The organism is Thiopseudomonas denitrificans (assembly GCF_002866065.1).
GTDB lineage: Bacteria > Pseudomonadota > Gammaproteobacteria > Pseudomonadales > Pseudomonadaceae > Thiopseudomonas > Thiopseudomonas denitrificans.
In genome coordinates this window covers 328,121-346,461 of record NZ_LNJZ01000003.1, presented here as the reverse complement: position 1 = coordinate 346,461, position 18,341 = coordinate 328,121, and the positions used below count along the sequence as shown (strand labels likewise).

13 protein-coding genes are annotated in these 18,341 nt (G+C 53.2%); 11 read left to right on the top strand and 2 right to left on the bottom strand.

Annotated elements, in window-relative coordinates:
* The first annotated feature begins 67 nt into the window (after positions 1–67).
* Positions 68–2,782 (top strand): TonB-dependent receptor, encoded by a 2,715-nt coding sequence (locus AR306_RS02895; protein WP_101496041.1) that lies wholly within the window; start codon positions 68–70, stop codon positions 2,780–2,782.
* A 50-nt stretch (positions 2,783–2,832) separates the two neighbouring features.
* Entirely contained in the window at positions 2,833–3,816 is a 984-nt protein-coding gene (locus AR306_RS02890; protein WP_101496040.1) for a ChaN family lipoprotein, read from the top strand.
* Positions 3,817–3,946: 130 nt separating this feature from the next.
* On the opposite strand, the gene AR306_RS02885 is transcribed toward AR306_RS02890, so the two are convergent.
* On the bottom strand, positions 3,947–6,004 hold the full coding sequence (locus tag AR306_RS02885) for a TonB-dependent receptor (protein ID WP_101496039.1): 2,058 nt from the start codon (positions 6,002–6,004) through the stop codon (positions 3,947–3,949).
* A 160-nt stretch (positions 6,005–6,164) separates the two neighbouring features.
* Between AR306_RS02885 and AR306_RS02880 the strand changes: the two genes are divergently transcribed.
* The 9 genes from AR306_RS02880 (at position 6,165) to AR306_RS02840 (ending at position 17,123) form a co-directional block, all read left to right on the top strand.
* Positions 6,165–6,716, top strand: a complete 552-nt coding sequence (locus tag AR306_RS02880) for a ZrgA family zinc uptake protein (protein ID WP_166627887.1) — start codon at positions 6,165–6,167, stop codon at positions 6,714–6,716.
* Positions 6,713–7,396: an ABC transporter ATP-binding protein gene (locus tag AR306_RS02875; RefSeq protein WP_101496037.1), complete on the top strand. Its 684-nt coding sequence runs from the start codon at positions 6,713–6,715 to the stop codon at positions 7,394–7,396. The genes AR306_RS02880 and AR306_RS02875 overlap by 4 nt, the downstream gene beginning before the upstream one ends.
* On the top strand, positions 7,393–8,652 hold the full coding sequence (locus AR306_RS02870; protein ID WP_101496036.1) for an FtsX-like permease family protein: 1,260 nt from the start codon (positions 7,393–7,395) through the stop codon (positions 8,650–8,652). Before AR306_RS02875 ends, AR306_RS02870 begins: the two co-directional genes overlap by 4 nt.
* Before the next feature lie 11 nt (positions 8,653–8,663).
* Positions 8,664–9,218 carry a DUF3299 domain-containing protein gene (locus AR306_RS02865; RefSeq protein WP_206167949.1) on the top strand — a complete coding sequence of 185 codons (555 nt, stop codon included), beginning with the start codon at positions 8,664–8,666 and terminating at the stop codon, positions 9,216–9,218.
* A 243-nt stretch (positions 9,219–9,461) separates the two neighbouring features.
* Positions 9,462–9,959 (top strand): sigma-70 family RNA polymerase sigma factor, encoded by a 498-nt coding sequence (locus AR306_RS02860; RefSeq protein ID WP_101496034.1) that lies wholly within the window; start codon positions 9,462–9,464, stop codon positions 9,957–9,959.
* The gene (locus AR306_RS02855; RefSeq protein WP_101496033.1) at positions 9,943–10,872 is read left to right on the top strand and encodes a FecR domain-containing protein; all 930 of its coding nucleotides are present in this window, start codon (positions 9,943–9,945) and stop codon (positions 10,870–10,872) included. The genes AR306_RS02860 and AR306_RS02855 overlap by 17 nt, the downstream gene beginning before the upstream one ends.
* A gap of 118 nt (positions 10,873–10,990) precedes the next feature.
* Entirely contained in the window at positions 10,991–14,350 is a 3,360-nt protein-coding gene (locus AR306_RS02850; protein WP_101496032.1) for a TonB-dependent receptor, read from the top strand.
* A gap of 81 nt (positions 14,351–14,431) precedes the next feature.
* Entirely contained in the window at positions 14,432–15,448 is a 1,017-nt protein-coding gene (locus AR306_RS02845) for a HupA family protein (protein ID WP_133539733.1), read from the top strand.
* Positions 15,449–15,599: 151 nt separating this feature from the next.
* Entirely contained in the window at positions 15,600–17,123 is a 1,524-nt protein-coding gene (locus tag AR306_RS02840; protein WP_101496030.1) for a surface lipoprotein assembly modifier, read from the top strand.
* Between the two features lie 129 nt (positions 17,124–17,252).
* Here AR306_RS02840 and AR306_RS02835 read toward each other — a convergent pair whose 3' ends face one another.
* The gene (locus tag AR306_RS02835) at positions 17,253–18,329 is read right to left on the bottom strand and encodes a linear amide C-N hydrolase (protein ID WP_166627893.1); all 1,077 of its coding nucleotides are present in this window, start codon (positions 18,327–18,329) and stop codon (positions 17,253–17,255) included.
* Positions 18,330–18,341 lie beyond the last annotated feature (12 nt).

Below are 18,341 nucleotides of genomic sequence, written 5' to 3'. Positions count from 1 at the left end.
TGTCTCTGCCTGGTGGGCACGAGACCTGCCCAAGGACCGATAAAACAACATAAAACCAGGAGAGATAATGATGTATCAACCCCGCTGGTACACCCGGAGGATTTCCCTGATCTTGGCTGCCAGCCTGATGCTGCCACTCACTGCTCAGGGCAAAACACTGGTGCTGGATATTCAGGCACAAGAACTAAGCCACTCAATTACCCGGCTGGCTCAAGAAGCGGGTATCAGCATTGGTGCCCCAGGCAGGCTATTGCATGGAAAAACCGCTCCTGCACTGTCAGGCAACATGTCTCTGCAGCAGGCACTGGAGATCTTGCTGGAAAATTCGGGGGTGGCCTGGCAAATGCGCCCCGACGGAAGCGTGGCATTGACAGCCGTGCCGAGCCCGTCTGTTGCGCAACTCAATACGGCCACTGTAATCGGACAGGGGGTCTCTGTGTACGGTGGTCAAACCCGCCTGAGCGACGAGCAACTGGCTGCAACTCCTTCGGGTAACGCCAACCTGACCGACAAGCTGGTGCAGCTGCCCTCTGTAGAGTCTCAGGGCATGAGCCGCAGCAGCATGGGAGCAGGAGAGTTACGCCCGGAAAATCTCAGCATCAACGGTGCGCATTTTTACCAGAACAACTTCACCGTAGACGGTATCAACATCAACAATGATCTTGATCCGGGACGCTATGGTCCCGGTGATTTTGACCGGATCGGAAGCCATTCACAGGGCCTGTATGTTGATGTGAATTCAGTTGCCAGTGTCGAAGTCAACGACCACAACGTCAGCGCATCCAAGGGCCAATTTACCGGTGGCACCGTTGATGTCGAAACCAAACGTTACGATGGAGATAACCATTTTGGCATCAACTGGCGTCACTCCAGCGACAAACTCACCCGCTATCACTATGACAAGAAAGACGCCAGCGCTTTCAAGGACGGCGAGCTAAGCCTGTTTGAGTCAACCAATCCGGTACAGCCCCGCTTCAAAAAAAACCTCTACAACCTGCACGCAGCCTTTGGCATGGGTGGTAACTGGGGCACGTTTGTCTCTGTATCGCGCAACGAGTCGATCATTCCTTTTCTTGATTCAAGGACCCGAGGGTTTGATGTCACGCCAGATGGCGCGATTCATGTCGGAGATTTCATTGAGGCACAAGACGTCAAGCAGTGGCGCAGGAACGATAACGTCACCGCCAAAATAAGCTGGCAGCCAGACAGTCAGCAAATACTGGATATCCGTTTGCTGTACGGGACCGGCAAATCCAGATACCAGATGGGCGGTGTGGTCGGCTCGGACTACACCGATGATCATCACAGCATGGGGCTTGGCATAGGTTATAAAAACAGACTGAGCTTTGGTCAATACAGCCTGGATCTTGATATCACCAAAATGGGAGACGAGCGCCTCTCCAACAATATGTACTACGCTGTCATCAGCGGCCTTTATTCTGACCGTGCCGAGGCATCAGGCGGGCCTCATGCGCTAGACAATACCCAGACCAACTACTCTTTCAAGCCAAAATTCCAGTTCGATACTGTTGATATTGCAGGCAGTCAACACAGTATCAGCAGCGGGCTCGAAATCAACAAAAAGCGCATGGAGGCATCACGACCGAATACCACGCTGGTACACACATTCATTTGTATGACAGGGGCCTGTAATACACCCGCCGACCTGACCTATTTTAGCAGGGCGTACTACCTGCCCTACGAGATGGATATTTCTCAGAATGAGTATGCAGTATGGCTGGAAGACAATATCAAAATAGGCCAGCTGCAAATTCGTCCAGGAATGCGTGCAGACTACAACAGCTTTCTCAGAAATATCGATATATCACCAAGACTGTCCATGAACTACGACGTTTTTGGCAATCAGAAAACCAACATCAAAACCGGATATAACCGATACTACGGCCGCTCCTTCCTGCATTTGCAGGCCAAACCTTACTACGACTCCAACACCGTATCCATATTGTACCCTGGCGTTTTGGACATCGTGACAAAGTCGCAAGTAGATCTTGACTCAATAAACAGGCTGAAAACACCCTATGATGATGAAAAAGTGTTGGGTGTCAGTCAAGACCTGGGGTTGTTCAGGGTAAGCCTTACCGGCATCAACCGGAAAGGAAAAAGTCAGGTTAATAGCTTTTATGACAAGCAGCTGAATAAAACCTACTTCACCAATAACGCGGCCTCTGAAACCAACACAGTCACTCTTGAGCTGTCCACCATACAGTCAATCAATGTTGCCGGTTTGTTTTTTGATGTCAATGCGGCCTTGAAATGGATGGAAAGAAAGTCCAACCAAATCAATGAGGGCTACGGCACCAGTGCTGCCTATGACAGTACGCTGGGGACAGGTGTTGACCGTACCGATAAAGTTATTTATCAGGGCAAGGTAATCAACAGCAAAGACCTTCCTGTTAACAGTTTTGGCAACCCTCTACGCGCCCAGGTCAGTGTTTTTACTTCCTGGCCAAAGTACGACCTTAACATGAGTAACTTCTTTACATGGCGTGACAGATATGTAGCCTTAAAAAGGCTAAGTGCCAACGGCATTGACCCAAGCACCAACGAGCGCCTTGGTGTTTATATCAAGGAAAAATATGGCAGAATCCATACCTGGGACATGCAGTTGAAATGGTCTCCCCAGGTCTCAGGCATGCAGCCATATGTGCAAATGGACATTCTCAATGTCACGGACGACAAAAACATTGGCTCAACCACCTCGTCCCAGCCTGTTTATGACATCGGACGGCAACTCTGGCTTGAAGTCGGCATGAACTTTTGACCGCCTGGCGGCCTGCCTGATTAGTTAATTAACAACATGCGAGAAAGACAATGACTAGTTTAAGAAATATTCTTGTACTTGTAACAGCGGCGTTAACAATTGGTTGTGTTTCCGGATACTCAACATCCCGCCCTGACAGCCAACAGGAAAAGCGCGTTTCAGCAGACAACACACCAGAGAAAATACCCATTCCCTTTCAGGGCACACTGCATACAGACAATCCACTGGTTGGGCATTTTTGGTCGGTCCGGGAAAATCAGCTTGTCTCATGGAAAGATGTGCTTGAGCAGATCCACACCAGTGATTGGCTGCTGCTCGGAGAAAGCCATGGTGTCATTGACCACCAGAAAATGGAAGATGTGTTCATTCAGGTACTGGATCGTTCTGACAAGCTGGGGGCGGTTGCATTTGAACAACTCAGTGAAGAGCAACAGCCACTCATCAGCCCATGGCTTGGCAAGGGCAATGAGGTCAGCGGCCATGACCTGGCCTGGCACCCCGATTCCTGGGACTGGAATACGTATGTATTTCCGTTAAGCAGCGCACTGAATGGCGCAAAGCAGGTTCTCGCGCTTGATCCAGCCCGCGAGCGGGTGCAGCAAGTTTATCAAGAAAGCAAGTCTGCCAAACCACTCTCCGGCTCCTATGGCGTATTGATGGACGGGCTGATTCGGCAAAGCCATTGCAACCTGCTCCCTGACAACATGATTGATCCAATGATTAATGTGCAAAGCGCCAAAGACAGGTTTATGGCCGATGTGCTCAATTCCGCGACAACTCCAGGTGAGACCGGCGTTGCAATCATGGGCTATCAACATGCGCGAAAAGATTATGGAGTCCCGCTCTGGCTGGCTAATGACATCACCAGTACAAGCATACTTTTACAGCAGGTAACCGCAAGTGCTGATCCATCCAGCTATATCTACAACCCATTCGAAGGAAGAGCTATTGCAGATTATATAATGTTCACTCCGGGTCATGAATCGCCAGATTACTGCGAGCAGCTCAAGGCAGGGCTTTCCTACCATCAATAACTCGACAGCATGTTACAAAAAACGGTGAGCATGACCGGTAACCCACACGCCCACCTGACACAACATCAGCCGGCAAGACAGAAACAGCTACTGTCTTGCCGGCTGTGCACTACCCGCCACTGTATTTACGTCAAAAGCTCAGCTTAAGCCCCAACGTCAGATTGCGGCCTGGCAGCTGGACCTGATCCTTGATAAAGGACGTATGTTCCCTGGCCTTTATATTGAGCAGATTATCGCCCCGCAGGTACAGGGTATAACCGGTATCGTGATACTGGCCGTTGTAGGCCAAGCTGGCATTGAGCATGTTGTAGCCGGACGTTTTGCTCTCGTAGTCAGCGATCTGTGTTTGGCGCATTACACGGTAAAAGCTGAAGCTGCCATCCAGCTGGTCGGTAAAACCGTACTCGGCACGCACGCCCAAGCGCTCAGCCGGAATGCGAGCCAAATTGCCCTTGCCGTTACGCAACTTGCCGCGTACATGGTCACCAAAGACTCCTGCCGTCAGGCCATTGCTGAAGTGATAGCTGGCCTGTGCTTCGGCACCACGAAACAGGGCGTTCTGCTGACGGTACTCAATGACACGGTAATCCGAGCCGGGGCGCTCACCGGTATCCGCACCATGAATATAGTCATTGATCCGGTTTTGAAACAAGGAAAGATCAAAGGTGACCCGGCCCTGTGTTTTATGCAATCCCAGATCCAGATTGTGAGATGTTTCTTTTTTCAGGCGATCATTACCGATTTCAACCGTACGACTGGCAGCATGCGGACCAAATGCATAAAGCTCTTCAGCAACCGGCAAACGCTGGGAGCGGGATACAGACGCCGTTACCTGGTAATCCGGCCAAAACTGCCAAACAGTCCCCAATGACAGTGATGTACCGGCATGGTTGCGGTCCTTTTGCTGCGACTTGACAGCAATATCTTGCCATTCATGGCGCAGACCCAGTTCGTAACGCCAGTTGCCATGCTGGTATTCTTCCAGTAAAAACAGGGCATGGTTTCTGGTTAGAGTTTGCGGCACATAAGCCTCTTCACCCGTAGCCTCGAAATCTCTGCGCAGCGTCTGTCCGCCCAACACTCCCCGCCAGCCCCATACAGGCTCGTGGGTCAACTCCAGCCTTGCATCCGTTGACCTGCTATCAAAGCGGGTACCAACACTGCCTTCCTCGATCTCCGCATGCTGGTAATCGCTGTGCCCCAGGCGCAGCTTGATGTTACTAAAGCCAGCAAAGGGATCACTGTATTCAGAACGAAAATCCCAGCGTTTTTGCAGCATATCAATGTACGGAACGCCATGATCGTGATCGTGATCATGGCCGTGGCCGTGGCCATGACTGCCACAGTGCCAATGCAAGCCCGCACCCTGACCGTGGGTATGGCAGTGCCCATGCTCATGAGCGAGCAAACCATAAACATTGCTTTGCCGTGTATAAGCCAAACCGGTATAGCCCTTGTCGCTAATCCAGCTCATACCCAGGCTGACAGTATCTGTATCATTGTAAGAGCCGGTTTGTCGCCTGGAACGAGAACCGTCTTCGTGTCCTGCCAGGCGGTATGCGTCAGCATTACGCTTGAGTCCTTCCGCCCGCAGGGCCAGCGAGCCCAGCCCCAACGTAGCCCCCGCCATGAAAGTACTCTCGTTGGCTACGGTATTACCTTGCCAGCCAAGCTGCACCTCATGACCATCGTCCGGAAGGCGTGTCGGAATTTTGCGGTCCAGCAAGTTCACCACCCCGCCCACTGCCCCACCGCCATACAGCAGGGTAGCCGGACCTTTCAGCACCTCAATTTGCTGCAACAGCAGAGGCTCGGTCGTTACCGCATGGTCGGCACTGAGGGTGGACGCATCCAGCACATCAATACCATCACTGAGCACCTTGACTCTGGCACCATCCATGCCGCGAATAACCGGGCGGCTGGCACCTGCACCAAACGAGCTGCCACGCACTCCCGGCAAGTGCTCAATGGTTTCACCCAGGGTTGACCTCCCCTGGCTGGCCAGCTGTTCAGCACTGATTACTTCTGCCGGCGTGGTCATACGGGTTGGCGTACCTGACAGGGGGCTGGCATGAATAAAGGCCGGCTTGAGTTGCAGCTCCTCTGGAGCGGCACTGACAGCCGAAGGAAGCCACGGAGCAATTGACAATGCCACTGCAGTAAATGGAAAAGGGATTGGACGTTTCATGATGGGACCTTGAGTTGATGGTTGGAACAAAACAAATGTTATGTTATAATGCTTCTACGTTTTGGCAACCATCTGTGGAAAATTTTTCACAGTGCACTCAAAACCAGATTGAACCCTGCCCAGGTTTCTGGGCCAGATGGATATACAAAGAGGTAAACCAATGAAGCTGATCAGAAAAACCAGCCTGCTACTATTGCTTGGTACAGGCTTGCTACCACAGGTCGGCCTGACCGCCGGGGTACACCAGCATGGCGTGGCGCAGCTGGATGTTGTTATCGAGCCACCTGCCCTAACCCTTGCCCTGCACTCACCGCTGGCCAACCTAATCGGCTTTGAGCATCCGCCTGCTACTGCCGAAGAGCAGGCACTCTGGGCTGAGTTACAAGAGCACATGCAACAACCCGAACTCCAGCTGCTACTACCACAAGCCGCTGACTGCAGCTTGCAAAGCAGCGACATGAATGATCCTTTTGCACACCACGCGCAACACAGCCATACCCATGAGGATGAGCACGATGACGATCACGACCATGCCGACTTGACTGTCGAATACCATTTTCACTGCACCCGGTCCGAATACCTGAAACACCTGGATCTGCCACTGTTGCAAAATTATCCGGGTATCGAAAAACTTGAGGTGCGCATGCTGACCCCCTCGGGACAGCACCTGCAAATCCTCCAGACACCAGACCAACGGCTGACGCTGCCATGAGTCCACTCATTGAAATCCGGCAACTTGCATTTGCCTGGCCCGACAACTTGCCCGTGCTGCAGATTGAACACCTGCAGCTTGAGCGTGGTGAGCACCTGTTTATTCAGGGAGCATCGGGCAGCGGAAAAAGCACCTTGCTTAACGTGCTCGGTGGCGTCCTGACCGGCTTTACCGGCGAGGTCCGGGTGAACGGTCTGTCACTGGCACAATTATCTGCCCGGCAGCGCGATCGCTTACGTGCTGATTGCATGGGCGTGCTGTTTCAACAGTTCAACCTGCTGCCCTATTTGAGCCTGGAAGCCAATGTCAGCCTGCCCTGTGTATTCTCCAGGCAGCGGCGTGCGGCAGCTATCACACGTAGCGGCAGTGTAGCTGCAGAAGCCAAACGGCTACTGCAGCGGCTGGGTCTAAGCCCGCAGCAGTATGGAAAGCGGCCGGTCGCACAACTTTCAATTGGCCAGCAACAGCGTGTAGCGGCAGCACGCGCCCTGATCGGCTCACCACTTTTACTGATTGCAGACGAGCCCACGTCTGCACTGGATGGCCATAGTCGTGACTTGTTCATGCAGCTATTGATGGAAGAGCTGCAACAGGCAGATATCACCCTGCTGCTGGTCAGCCACGACCCGGCACTGGCCCGTTATTTTTCCCGAACGCTCAAGCTGGAGGGCAACACATGATGTTTTTGCACATAGCAGCCCGCAGCTTGTTCAGCCGCCGGGCCAGTGTCTTGCTGACGTTATTCACGCTGGCACTAAGTACGGCACTACTACTGGGGATTGAGCAGATCCGGGCACAAAGCAAAGCCGGATTTTTCAACACAGTAACCGGGACCGACCTAATCGTCGGTGCCCGTTCCGGACCGGTGCAACTGCTATTGTACTCGGTGTTCCATGTTGGCTCGGCTACCAGCAATATCCGCTGGCACAGCTATGCCGAACTACGGGATGACCCGCGTGTAGCCTGGACCATTCCCTTGTCACTGGGCGACTCCCATCGCGGCTATCGTGTCATAGGTACCGACAACGGCATGTTTGAACACTACCGCTATGGAGATGGCAACCGACTGCAACTGGCCGCAGGCAACCAGCTCAATGATCTTTTTTCCGTGGTGCTGGGCGCTGAAGTGGCCCGTACCCTGGACTATCAACCAAACGATGAGCTGATCATTGCCCACGGCACCGGCAACACCAGCTTCATGCAACATGACAACATGCCGTTTTATGTCAGCGGTATCTTGAAGCCAACAGGAACGCCACTGGACCGAGCCCTGCTGGTAACTCTGGAAGGGCTGGAAGCCGTGCACCTGGGCTGGCGTGCTGGTGTCCCTTTGCCGGGCGCCCAAGCGACACCGGAGCAAGCGCGTCAGCGCGATCTGACACCACGCCAGTTAACAGCAGCCTTGGTGGGCCTGAACAGCCGCATGCAGGCTTTTCATCTGCAGCGTGAACTCAACAGCAAACCATCTGACCCGTTAACAGCGGTCATGCCCGGCGTAGCCTTGCAAGAGCTATGGCAAGTCGTACGTCTGGCAGAAAAGGCACTGCTGGCAGTATCTGCCGCCGCGTTGCTCATCGGTGTGTGCGGTATGCTGGCCGTACTGCTTGGCAGCATGCAACAGCGCCGTCATGAAATTGCCGTACTACGGGCACTGGGAGCATCCCCTATACGCATTTCAGCGTTACTGCTGCAGGAAACACTGCTGTTGACCGTGCTGGGCCTGTTACTGGGGCTGGCATTATTGTGGGGCGGCATTCATTTGTTGCAACAGCCCTTGCTGGAACAGTTCGGTTTGCATGTCGGCCTGACATGGCCCAGCACACAACAAAACCGGCTCGTTGCCATTATTCTTGGCATGGGTCTGTGCAGCGGGCTGATACCCGCAATACTGGCGTACCGGATGGCACTGGTAAACAGCCTGGGCCAACGCCACTGAAGGAGTCTTGCATGCGTAGATTTGTACTAATGGCCGGCTGGCTGTTGCTATATCCGGTGTGGGCTCACCCGGATGTGTTAGTCAATGGCGAGCCAGCCCCGCTCATCCAGTGGGATGACCTGATGCCTGAAGGCTACGGAGCGGGGTTGATGGAGTTGTTTGACAGCCCAGAGCTGGACCAGATTGACGACTATAGCGAGCGCGGCATGGAGCTGATGCGGCAGATGATGCAAAAGCTGTCATCTGCTCCGGTGGTGGATGACATGGATGGCCGCATGGTCAGCATTCCCGGTTTTGTGGTACCACTGGACAGTCCGGGCGGCATGGTACGACACTTCTTTTTAGTGCCTTATTACGGAGCCTGCATTCATGTGCCCCCACCGCCGTCGAACCAGATCATTGACGTGCACTTTGAGCCAGGTACTCATGACGACAACCTCTATGATGCCATTTTGGTGAGTGGCCGGCTAACCACCGAAACCTATAGCCATGAAATGGGTACCGCCGGTTACCGGCTGGAGGCATACAGCATCCAACCCTACAAGGCCTCATCGTATTTTGATTAACGGCCGGCCTGATTAACTCAAGTTCGGATAACTGTGGCCCCGGGGCAAGGCGCTGCGACGAATCATAGCAGGGCTATGACGAGAAGCCGCGACGCAGCATGGGGCACAGGCGTCGAAATTGACTAACTGAATTGGCCAAACAGACCGCTACCCTGCACATATCCTTGGTGGCTTGCCTGTAGAAAAACCAAATGAGAACGCCTATCATTTAGCCTCTTATCAAATGGCCTTCTCTTAACAACCATGCTCGACTCCCTATACCGTGAACACAACAACTGGCTTAAAAGCTGGATCGGGCGGCGTTTGGGTTGTCCAGAGCAGGCCAGCGACCTGGCGCAGGAAACCTTTGTTCGCATCCTCACGCAGCAACGCCAAGTGCAGCCACATACGCCTCGCGCATACCTCAGCACCATTGCTCGGGGCTTGATGATCGACCTGTTTCGCCGTAAAAGTCTGGAGCAAGCTTATCTCGACAGCCTGCAACAGCTACCCGAGACCACAGCCATTTCACCCGAAGACCACCACTTGATCATCGAGGCACTGATGCACATCGACCAGATGCTGGATCAGCTGGGCGAGCGCAGCCGGCAGATTTTCTTAATGGCCCAGCTTGATGGCCTCAGCCACGCCGAAATCAGCCGCCGTATCGGGGTTTCCGTCAACACCGTGCGCAAACACTACATCCGCGCCCTCACCCACTGCCTGCTGCTGATGGACGACAGCCATGAAACTGACTGCTGAAATTCTCGAACAGGCCGCCACCTGGCATGTGGACCTGCAACAGGCCGCACCCGGCGACCCGCTGCATGCCCGCCACCAGCAATGGCTCCAGCAAAGCCCGCTGCACCGCCAAGCCTGGCAGCGCATGGAAAAGCTGCAACACAGCTTCAACCGCCTGCCCGACAACCTCACCAGTGTCAGCCTGCAAAACGCCCGCTACTCGCGCCGCCACATGATTCAGGCGCTGGCGGTCTTGCTGGCCGTGGGCGTAACCGGCTACAGCCAGCGCCAGCCGATTGCCAACCGCTTTGCCGACCAGCGCACCGCCACCGGCCAGCGCCGCAGCCTGACGCTGGACGACGGCAGCCAGGTCGAAATCAACACCGCCACCGCCCTCAACATTGAATACAACAGCCAGCAACGCATCCTGCACCTGCGCGAAGGCGAAGTTCTGGTCACCACCGCCGCCGACCAGCGCCCGTTCAGCGTACATACCCGCCACGGCATAGTGCGTGCCCTGGGCACCCGCTTTCAGGTTTACAGCACCGCACACAACAGCTTGGTACAGGTTCACCAGCACTCGGTTGAAATCCGCCCCACCCGTGCCGACGCCAGCCCGGTCATCCTGCACAGCGGCCAGCAAAGCCGCTTTACCCCGCAACAGGTCGGGCCCATCCAGCCACTGGCCGCCCACGCCGACAGCTGGACACAGGACATGCTGATTGTCAGCAACTGGTCACTGGGCGAGTTTCTCGACCAGCTCAACCGCTACCATAGCGGCCAAATCAGCTACACCCCGGCGGCGGCAGCGCTGCGGGTATCCGGTGCCTTTCACCTGGACAACACCCGCGCCATCCTCGACAGCCTCAGCGCCACCCTGCCCATCCAGACCCGCCAACTGGCCGGCTACTGGACACGCATCGACCACGCATAAAAAAATATTTCGCATCAGGGGTTGTTGATTTGGCAGTACTGTTCGGCTCTATAGATAGGAACGATTATCTCTAGCATTTTCGTTCGAGGAATAACCTAATTAGAACAGAGACTCATGCATGCCAACCCAACAACCCCTTACAGGCTTTCACCGCAAGCCACTCAGCCACGCCATTTTAATTGCCTGCCTCAGCCTGGGCACCACCGCCCTCAGCGCCCCGCTTAACCTGGCGCAGGCGCAAACCGAAAACAGCGCCCTGCACAGCTTCAACATTCCAGCCGGCAACCTGGAAACCGCCCTGCAACAGTTTGCCGCCCAAAGCGGCATCAGCCTGGCCTACAGTCCGGAACGGGTACAGGGTCGCCAGTCCGCTGGCGTACAGGGCCAATACAGCACCGCTAGCGCCCTGCAAAGCATGCTCGCCGGCAGCGGCCTATACGCCAGCGCCCAGCCCAACGGCAGCTACCGGCTAGAACTGGCCCAAACCAGCGTCGACAGCACCGCCCTGCCCACTGCTGTTGTTTACGGCGGCCGGCTCAACCCGGACGAAGTCGGCCACAACAACGTCTACAACGAAAACGTCACCAGCGTGTACCAGGGGCGTGAGGAATTACAGCGCTTCCAAACCTCCAACCCCGGCGACGTGTTCAAAGGCATGAACGGCGTGTACAGCATGGACACCCGCAGCAGCCAGGCCATTACCCCCAACATTCGCGGCATCACCGGTGAAGGCCGGGTGCCGCTGACCATCGACGGCACCGAGCAGTCCACCAACGTCTGGCTGCACACCTTTGGCGTTGGCAACCGCAGCTATGTAGACCCCGCATTATTTCGCAGCATCGAGGTAGAAAAAGGCACTTCCCTGAGCCGTGGCATTAAAAGCGGGGTTGGCGGCTCGGTAAATGTCCGCACCATTGAAGCCAACGACATTATTCCAGAGGGTGATAACTGGGGGGTAGAGGCTAACCTAAAAGCTTCCAGTAATACGAATACACCAAAACATGATGCAAGTTCATTTTATGGAAAAGATTATCGCGATATTCCAGGCGCTTCTCGCAGTAATACAGATGCCATTCAAATTCACAACAACCCACGCAACAAAGGCAGCTCATCAAAAACAAACACTGATGATCATTCAGAGATGCTAACCATTGCAGGCCGCAATGAATTTTTTGACGTTCTAGTTTCGCGCAGCGAGCGCAAAAGCGGTAACTATTATGCAGGGAAAAACAACTCAAACAAATACAAAGGGCATGACATATATAACGAAAAAACCACTGACAGATTCATCCCTAACCTGACAAAACTTTATTATGCCGGGGACGAAGTATTCAACACTTCAAGCGAAACAGATACAACACTTATTAAAAGCAACCTATACTTCACAGGTGAGCAAAAAATAGGCTTGCAATTCATGCGCACAAACACTGTATTTGGTGAAACAACTCCAGGTGATACTATTTTAAACTGGCAATACAGAGAAGCCTTTGAGAAGACGGCAACAGACCAAAACATAGACATAGACTGGGATTACTATAGATTTGTACACGAAAGGCCTCGTACAAAGCTTCGCCTTGATAGTTACAAAATAGACTACGAAGCCAAACCGTTAGACTCCAACATACTCAATCTGGAGGCAAGCCTATGGCATACAAAGACCAATGGCACTCGCTATCAAACCGGCGCACACCCTTACGGTATAACAAACGATGACCAAACAAACGCTTTGCTACATGATTATGATTGGTGGATGACCAACTACCCTGAGTACGCAGATTTTTTAACCGAGCCTGATCACGACGGAATTATTCACCCAGAAGGCAGACAATGGACCACGCATGATCGCACCGGATTTGATCTAAGTAATCAATTCATTTTATCCGACAGCTTGCAACTCTTGTTGGCAACAAGCTATCAGCAAGAAAAGCTTAATGAAAAAGTTCAAAGTTCAGGAAAGCAATCCAACGGTTTATTTCCTGATGGTGCTGGACTACACCGCTCCACTGGAATTCTTGGCCCCCGTTCAGGTGAACGTAAAGAATATTCAGCATTATTCAATTTATCCTGGCAAGCTAATGACTGGCTTAACCTGACTGCTGGCACCCGTTATACACGCTATAAAGGCAAAGACGTAGGGCTGGCAAAAATGCGCCGCTTGCGTGATGAAAACTTTAAAACGACCCAGCAAAAAACAGGCGTACTGCTAGAGTGGGGAGAACTATTAACTGATGAAGAAAACTTGGCCTTCCAGCAAGCCATAGCCAATGGGACAGTTTTTCAATTTATTGATAAACATGGAGAGGTATCAATCAGTAATACAAATAGCCATGCATATCTATATTGGAAAAAAAGCGCATTTGTTCCAATCAAAGACGGAAAACTTGACTCGTCGCAAAACCCCTTTGCCAACGGTCAGATAGATACTTCAAAGCTGTACCAGACCGTAGATAACCCTTTGCGTGCCGACGGAACGCCAAACATAGCAAACCAAGTTGCAGTATTGCGCCCTACAGGTGGGACTTACGGTAAAGATATTTATGAGCGTCTGGATGCCAGCCAAGGCTGGGAGATGCCTGAAGAACAATCGGGTGATGCCTTTAGTCCGGTATTGAGTGCCACCGCCCGCATCACGCCATTTGGCACCACCTTTATTCGTTATGCGCAAACTACCCGCTTTGCCAGTATCAATGAATTAACCTCTGGCACTCTTATTAACGGTCAGCTTGGCAATCTGGCCATTAACGGTGCCAGCAAGCCTGAACGCAGTACCAATTGGGAGATAGGCTACGCCCACGATTTACGTCAGTTCTTTCCAAACCTATTGGCCGCAGATGCTCGCATTAGTTATTACAACACTGAAATAAAAGATTTTTTTGATCGTGACATTTATTACAACACTATTCAATTTGACAAGAAGAAAACTCAGGGTATCGAGTTACAATCACGCTTCGATAGCGGTAATTATTTTGGCAGCTTTGGAGCCACTTACCGACTCAAGCAAAAACTTTGCGATAAAGATTATGCATCTGGTATGGATCCAATTTATAACAGGATACCAGACTGCATTACAGGCGGCTTTCCGGGCACCTATAGCGGCAACAGCCTTCAACCCAGGTACAGTATTGATGCACTTATGGGAACAAGATTATTTAACGACCGATTGGAGCTTGGCTGGCGTAGCACCTACCATAAGGGAGCGGAAAATAAACAACTAGACAAGCTTCTAGCCTCAGAGCAAGGCCCAGGCGGCTATGGAACTTACATAAGCGACGCGTGGTTCACAGGTGGTCTGGATGGTTTTTACTGGCAATCAGTACTGCTGCACGATATTTACGCCAACTACAACTTGAATAATAATTTTAGCGTTAATCTTGGCGTGACCAATCTGACAGACGAGTATTACCTTGACCCCATGTCAAAATCACTGCTTCCTGCTCCGGGGCGTACAGTGAGTGCAGGTGTGACAATTAATTTCTAGTTTTTACTGGTTTTTTTAAAAACCAGAAATCCCGGCAGCGTTAAAACTGCCAATCAACTCAACTTTGCACGGTAATTCATTATGCAAAAATCAATTCTGACACTGGCCGTTATTGCGGCTCTGACCAGCAACGCAGCGATGGCTGCTTCTAACAATGTTCAGGGCAGCAGCTCTGGGAGCTTGGTTCAGGTTGGGCCTTCCACACATACATGGTTTGACAAAGGAAACTCCGGGCTTAAACTAAACAATAGTTCCTCTGGTTACATTGATCTGGCCGATGGCCCAATTCGCGGCTCCAACGCAGCACTTGCTGATGCTCCTGACAGTAATGGTAACTATTTCTTGTATCCGGCACATGTTGGGCAATTGCCGCTGCCACTTAAAGTGGCTCAAGTCTGGAAAGATGAAACCTCTGTAAATGACGCCAACACAGGTAGCGATTACGCCAACTTTGCCGTTAACAGCGTGCGCCAAATCACCACCCTGTCGCTGGCACCACAGTTTGGCGGTCTGGTCATTGGCCAAGTGGGTGAGACTACCCCTGGCGCTGTCAGTTCAACCACTCTGTTGCCAGTTGGTGAGGGCGTATACTTTGGCGAGTGGGCTCCACGGGTTGGTTCGCCTGCTGCATCCGGTACCAACCTCAATATGACCAGTGGGGACCGTACTGTCTGGTACGTCGGTGACAATGCCACTACTTCCACCACCATGCCGACAACCATCAACGCCACCTATGGCGTAATTGGGACCGGCCAGACCGGTACCGATGCCAACGGTAATACCCTGGCTGGCGGTCTGCCCGGCAACCTGAACCTGTACCAAGGCAAACTGGATGTAGCCTATGCCAACGGTTCCGGCACCATTGGTGCAGGTGCTACCAACAACAGCATCAGTCGTGATGTGAATGGTGTTACCCAGACCATCAGCTTTGCTGGCACAACCATTGGCAATAGCGGCAGCTTCAGTAACGGTTCGACCATTCAGGGTCAGTTCTACAATGGTGCTGAAGCGCTGGCTGGTATTTATCAGAGTGCGACTGGTGTAGCTGATGACGTCGCCTTCGGCGGCAGCAAAATCAGCGGCACCATCACTCCTTAATGTTTGACCACTCTCCACTGGCGGCCACCAGTGAAGAGCGTCAAACCGGACGCTGCCGAATGTAACCCGTTCGGTAGTGTTTGAGGGAAACCACGTTGGGGCCGGTGCGCCGGCCCCATCTTAATACACCCAGATTTTCTGTGGAATCTTTATGCCACATCTTTCCTTTTGCGAGAGTAGAGGCAGGGTAAAAAATTCATTCTTTACCCTGCCTCTACTCTCTGCGCTGTTGCTGTGCCTGTTAACCATTCCCAAGGCCCAGGCCAATGACGACGATACCCGCTTTATTCAAGACCAAACCCGTCGCAGCATTCAGCAGCAATCGCAGGCCGAGCAGGAGCTGGCGGCTCCGCCCGGCACACTGATGTACGAGGGCCAGCGTTATCAGGTTGCCAGCACGCTGGAATCGTTAACCCCGGCCATTTATGTGGCCATCAACACCAGCCAGTGGAGCCAGTTGCCCGAGTTTGTCGAGCGTTACCGTGCGCTGCCGGGCCACCGCCCAGCACTGGCCAATATGGCGGACAGCCTGTATGCCCGTTTTCTGGGCAAGTATCCGCAGGCGCTGCGACTGATGGAGCAAGCCAGCGAACAGGAGCCGCAAGACGCCCGCATTCAACTGGAACTGGCCCGGCTGTGGTTTGAGGATCACCAGGAGCGGCGTGCCGCCAAGGGCTTTGCGCGGGTGCTGGGCATGGGCCTGCCCGAGCAGGCGCAGATGCTGGTTGCCCAGTACCAGCAGGCCATGGCCATTCGTGACCGTTGGCATGGCAGTGCGGCGCTGGGCTGGGGCCGCAACGACAATATCAATCAGGCCAATGGTTATTACAGTTGCCTGAGTTCGTTTGCCGGCATTTGCCTGTTTGAGCGCCAGATGCCGGAGCCGATTGCATCCCGCATGAATAATTACGAGCTGTCGTTGCAGCGCCGCTTCAATCTGGCCGGTAACCACAACCTGCACCTGCAGCCCATGAGTTACGGCAGCTATTATTCAAAAACCAATGATGCGCCCAATGCGTCGCTAAAGGATTACAGCACCAATCTGGCGATTGTGCAGGCGGGTTATCAGTATCTGGATGTGCGCAACAGCCTTACGCTGCTGCCCTATGTGGAGCATTACTACCGTAACCGGGCCAGCGAATATATGGCACATGGCCTGCAACTGGAGGCCCGGCGCAGCCTTAGCCAAAAATGGCAAATCGGCACCAGCCTGGACAGTAAGCGTTACGAATACACCCGCAAGGGCAAGCAGTTGGGAGCCAACTATGCAATGCACCAGTGGGGCTTGAACCTGTCCTATTCGCCACGGGCCAATACCAGTCTGTATGGCGGGGTGACAGCCAGCCGCCACAAATACGAGGTGGATCAAGCCAGCAGCAAGGACTGGTCGGCACGCGTTGGGGTGTATCAGGGGTTTGCTGGCCGTGCCGGATTGTTTGTTAACGCCCTGGCGATTTACCGTGAAACCCGCCACGATGCCTATGATTTTTTCCTGGGCGAACAGCGCCGGGACCGCCAACAGTTGTATATCCTCAGCGCCGGAGCCAATGGCTGGCAGTTGGCCGGGCTGACGCCGGAAATCCGTGTGCGCCACAACATCAACCGCAGCAATATCGGCTGGGCGTTTGATTTTGAGCAAACCGAGGTCAGTCTGATGCTGAGAAAGAGTTTTTGAGGCAACACCTTGGTAAACATCCCACTGTCCCGCCTGCCTGCATGAGGGCAGGGCAACCGATGGCCCCATAAATATGCGCCGGTTGTATCACTCCTGACACAACCGGCAACTTGCCGGGGATGGAATGGCCTACAACCCTAAAAACTGGAATGGTTTACTGTCTACAAAGTGACCAGATACTTCACCAGCCAGTACCCGGCTTTGGTTGGCGTCCAGTTTCAGAACCTTGACAACCCCGCTGTTCTCACCAAAGTCCATTGTTTTCAGGTCGACCCAGAAAACATTCGGGCTCATCGCAGACTCGAAAAAATACAGTAGGTCTTTATGGTCTGCCACTGTACGCCAACGAGTTGATGAAATATTCGGCTCTTCCGGGGTGGTAATTCCGTACGGCACCGACACATTCCGGATCACACTGAACATGCCGGCAATCGACTCTCTGGCACTCACTGCCTGCGGAATGGCATTGACATAAAAAGAGGCTCGTGCAAAACGGTCAGCCGCTCGATTGGTGCCTGGCAGCATGGTGACACCACCGATGCTTTGCCAGTACGTATTCAGTGCCAGCTGCTGTTCGAACGTAGGGGAATTGGTCATGACCTGATAACTGCGGTCATGATGAATCACCTGCTTGCCGTCAATGTATTCGATAATAGCGCTGTCACCGGACGCATCGGACAACGACAAATGCAGGGTTGCCAGCCTTTCCTGCCCCGGTACCTGCGCGGTCACTATGGTGAATGGTTCCTGACGCAGGGCCTCTACCGCACTGGCAACATCAGGGAAATTATCCAGCATATACTGGGCCCATGCAGCCAGAGTCAAACCGGGCTTGCTGTCAGCAGTAAAGTCAGGATATTCCGATTCGACCAGCCAGAGCACATTGGCTGAAAGCCCTTTTTCATTCAGCCCATCAGTAGTAGAAATATCGTAGCCGGAAGCAATCACGCTGCCATATGTGGACGTCCATTGAATTGAATTCGGACCGGTTTGGCCGGAACGCTTCATCCCGCGAGGGAATACCCACAAATTGGTATCCACGTCGGTTTTCCAATCCATGGAACGTGCTGTAATTACCCGGTCATTTTCACCCAGGTAAACCACCCGGGTACAGGCATCCGCTATGCCAGAGGCCAGCAGCAGCCCCATGGCACAGGCCAGAAAGCCCGAGCGCTTCATGTTCTGGTGTTCACTGTTATGTTTCATCATCACGCTCCA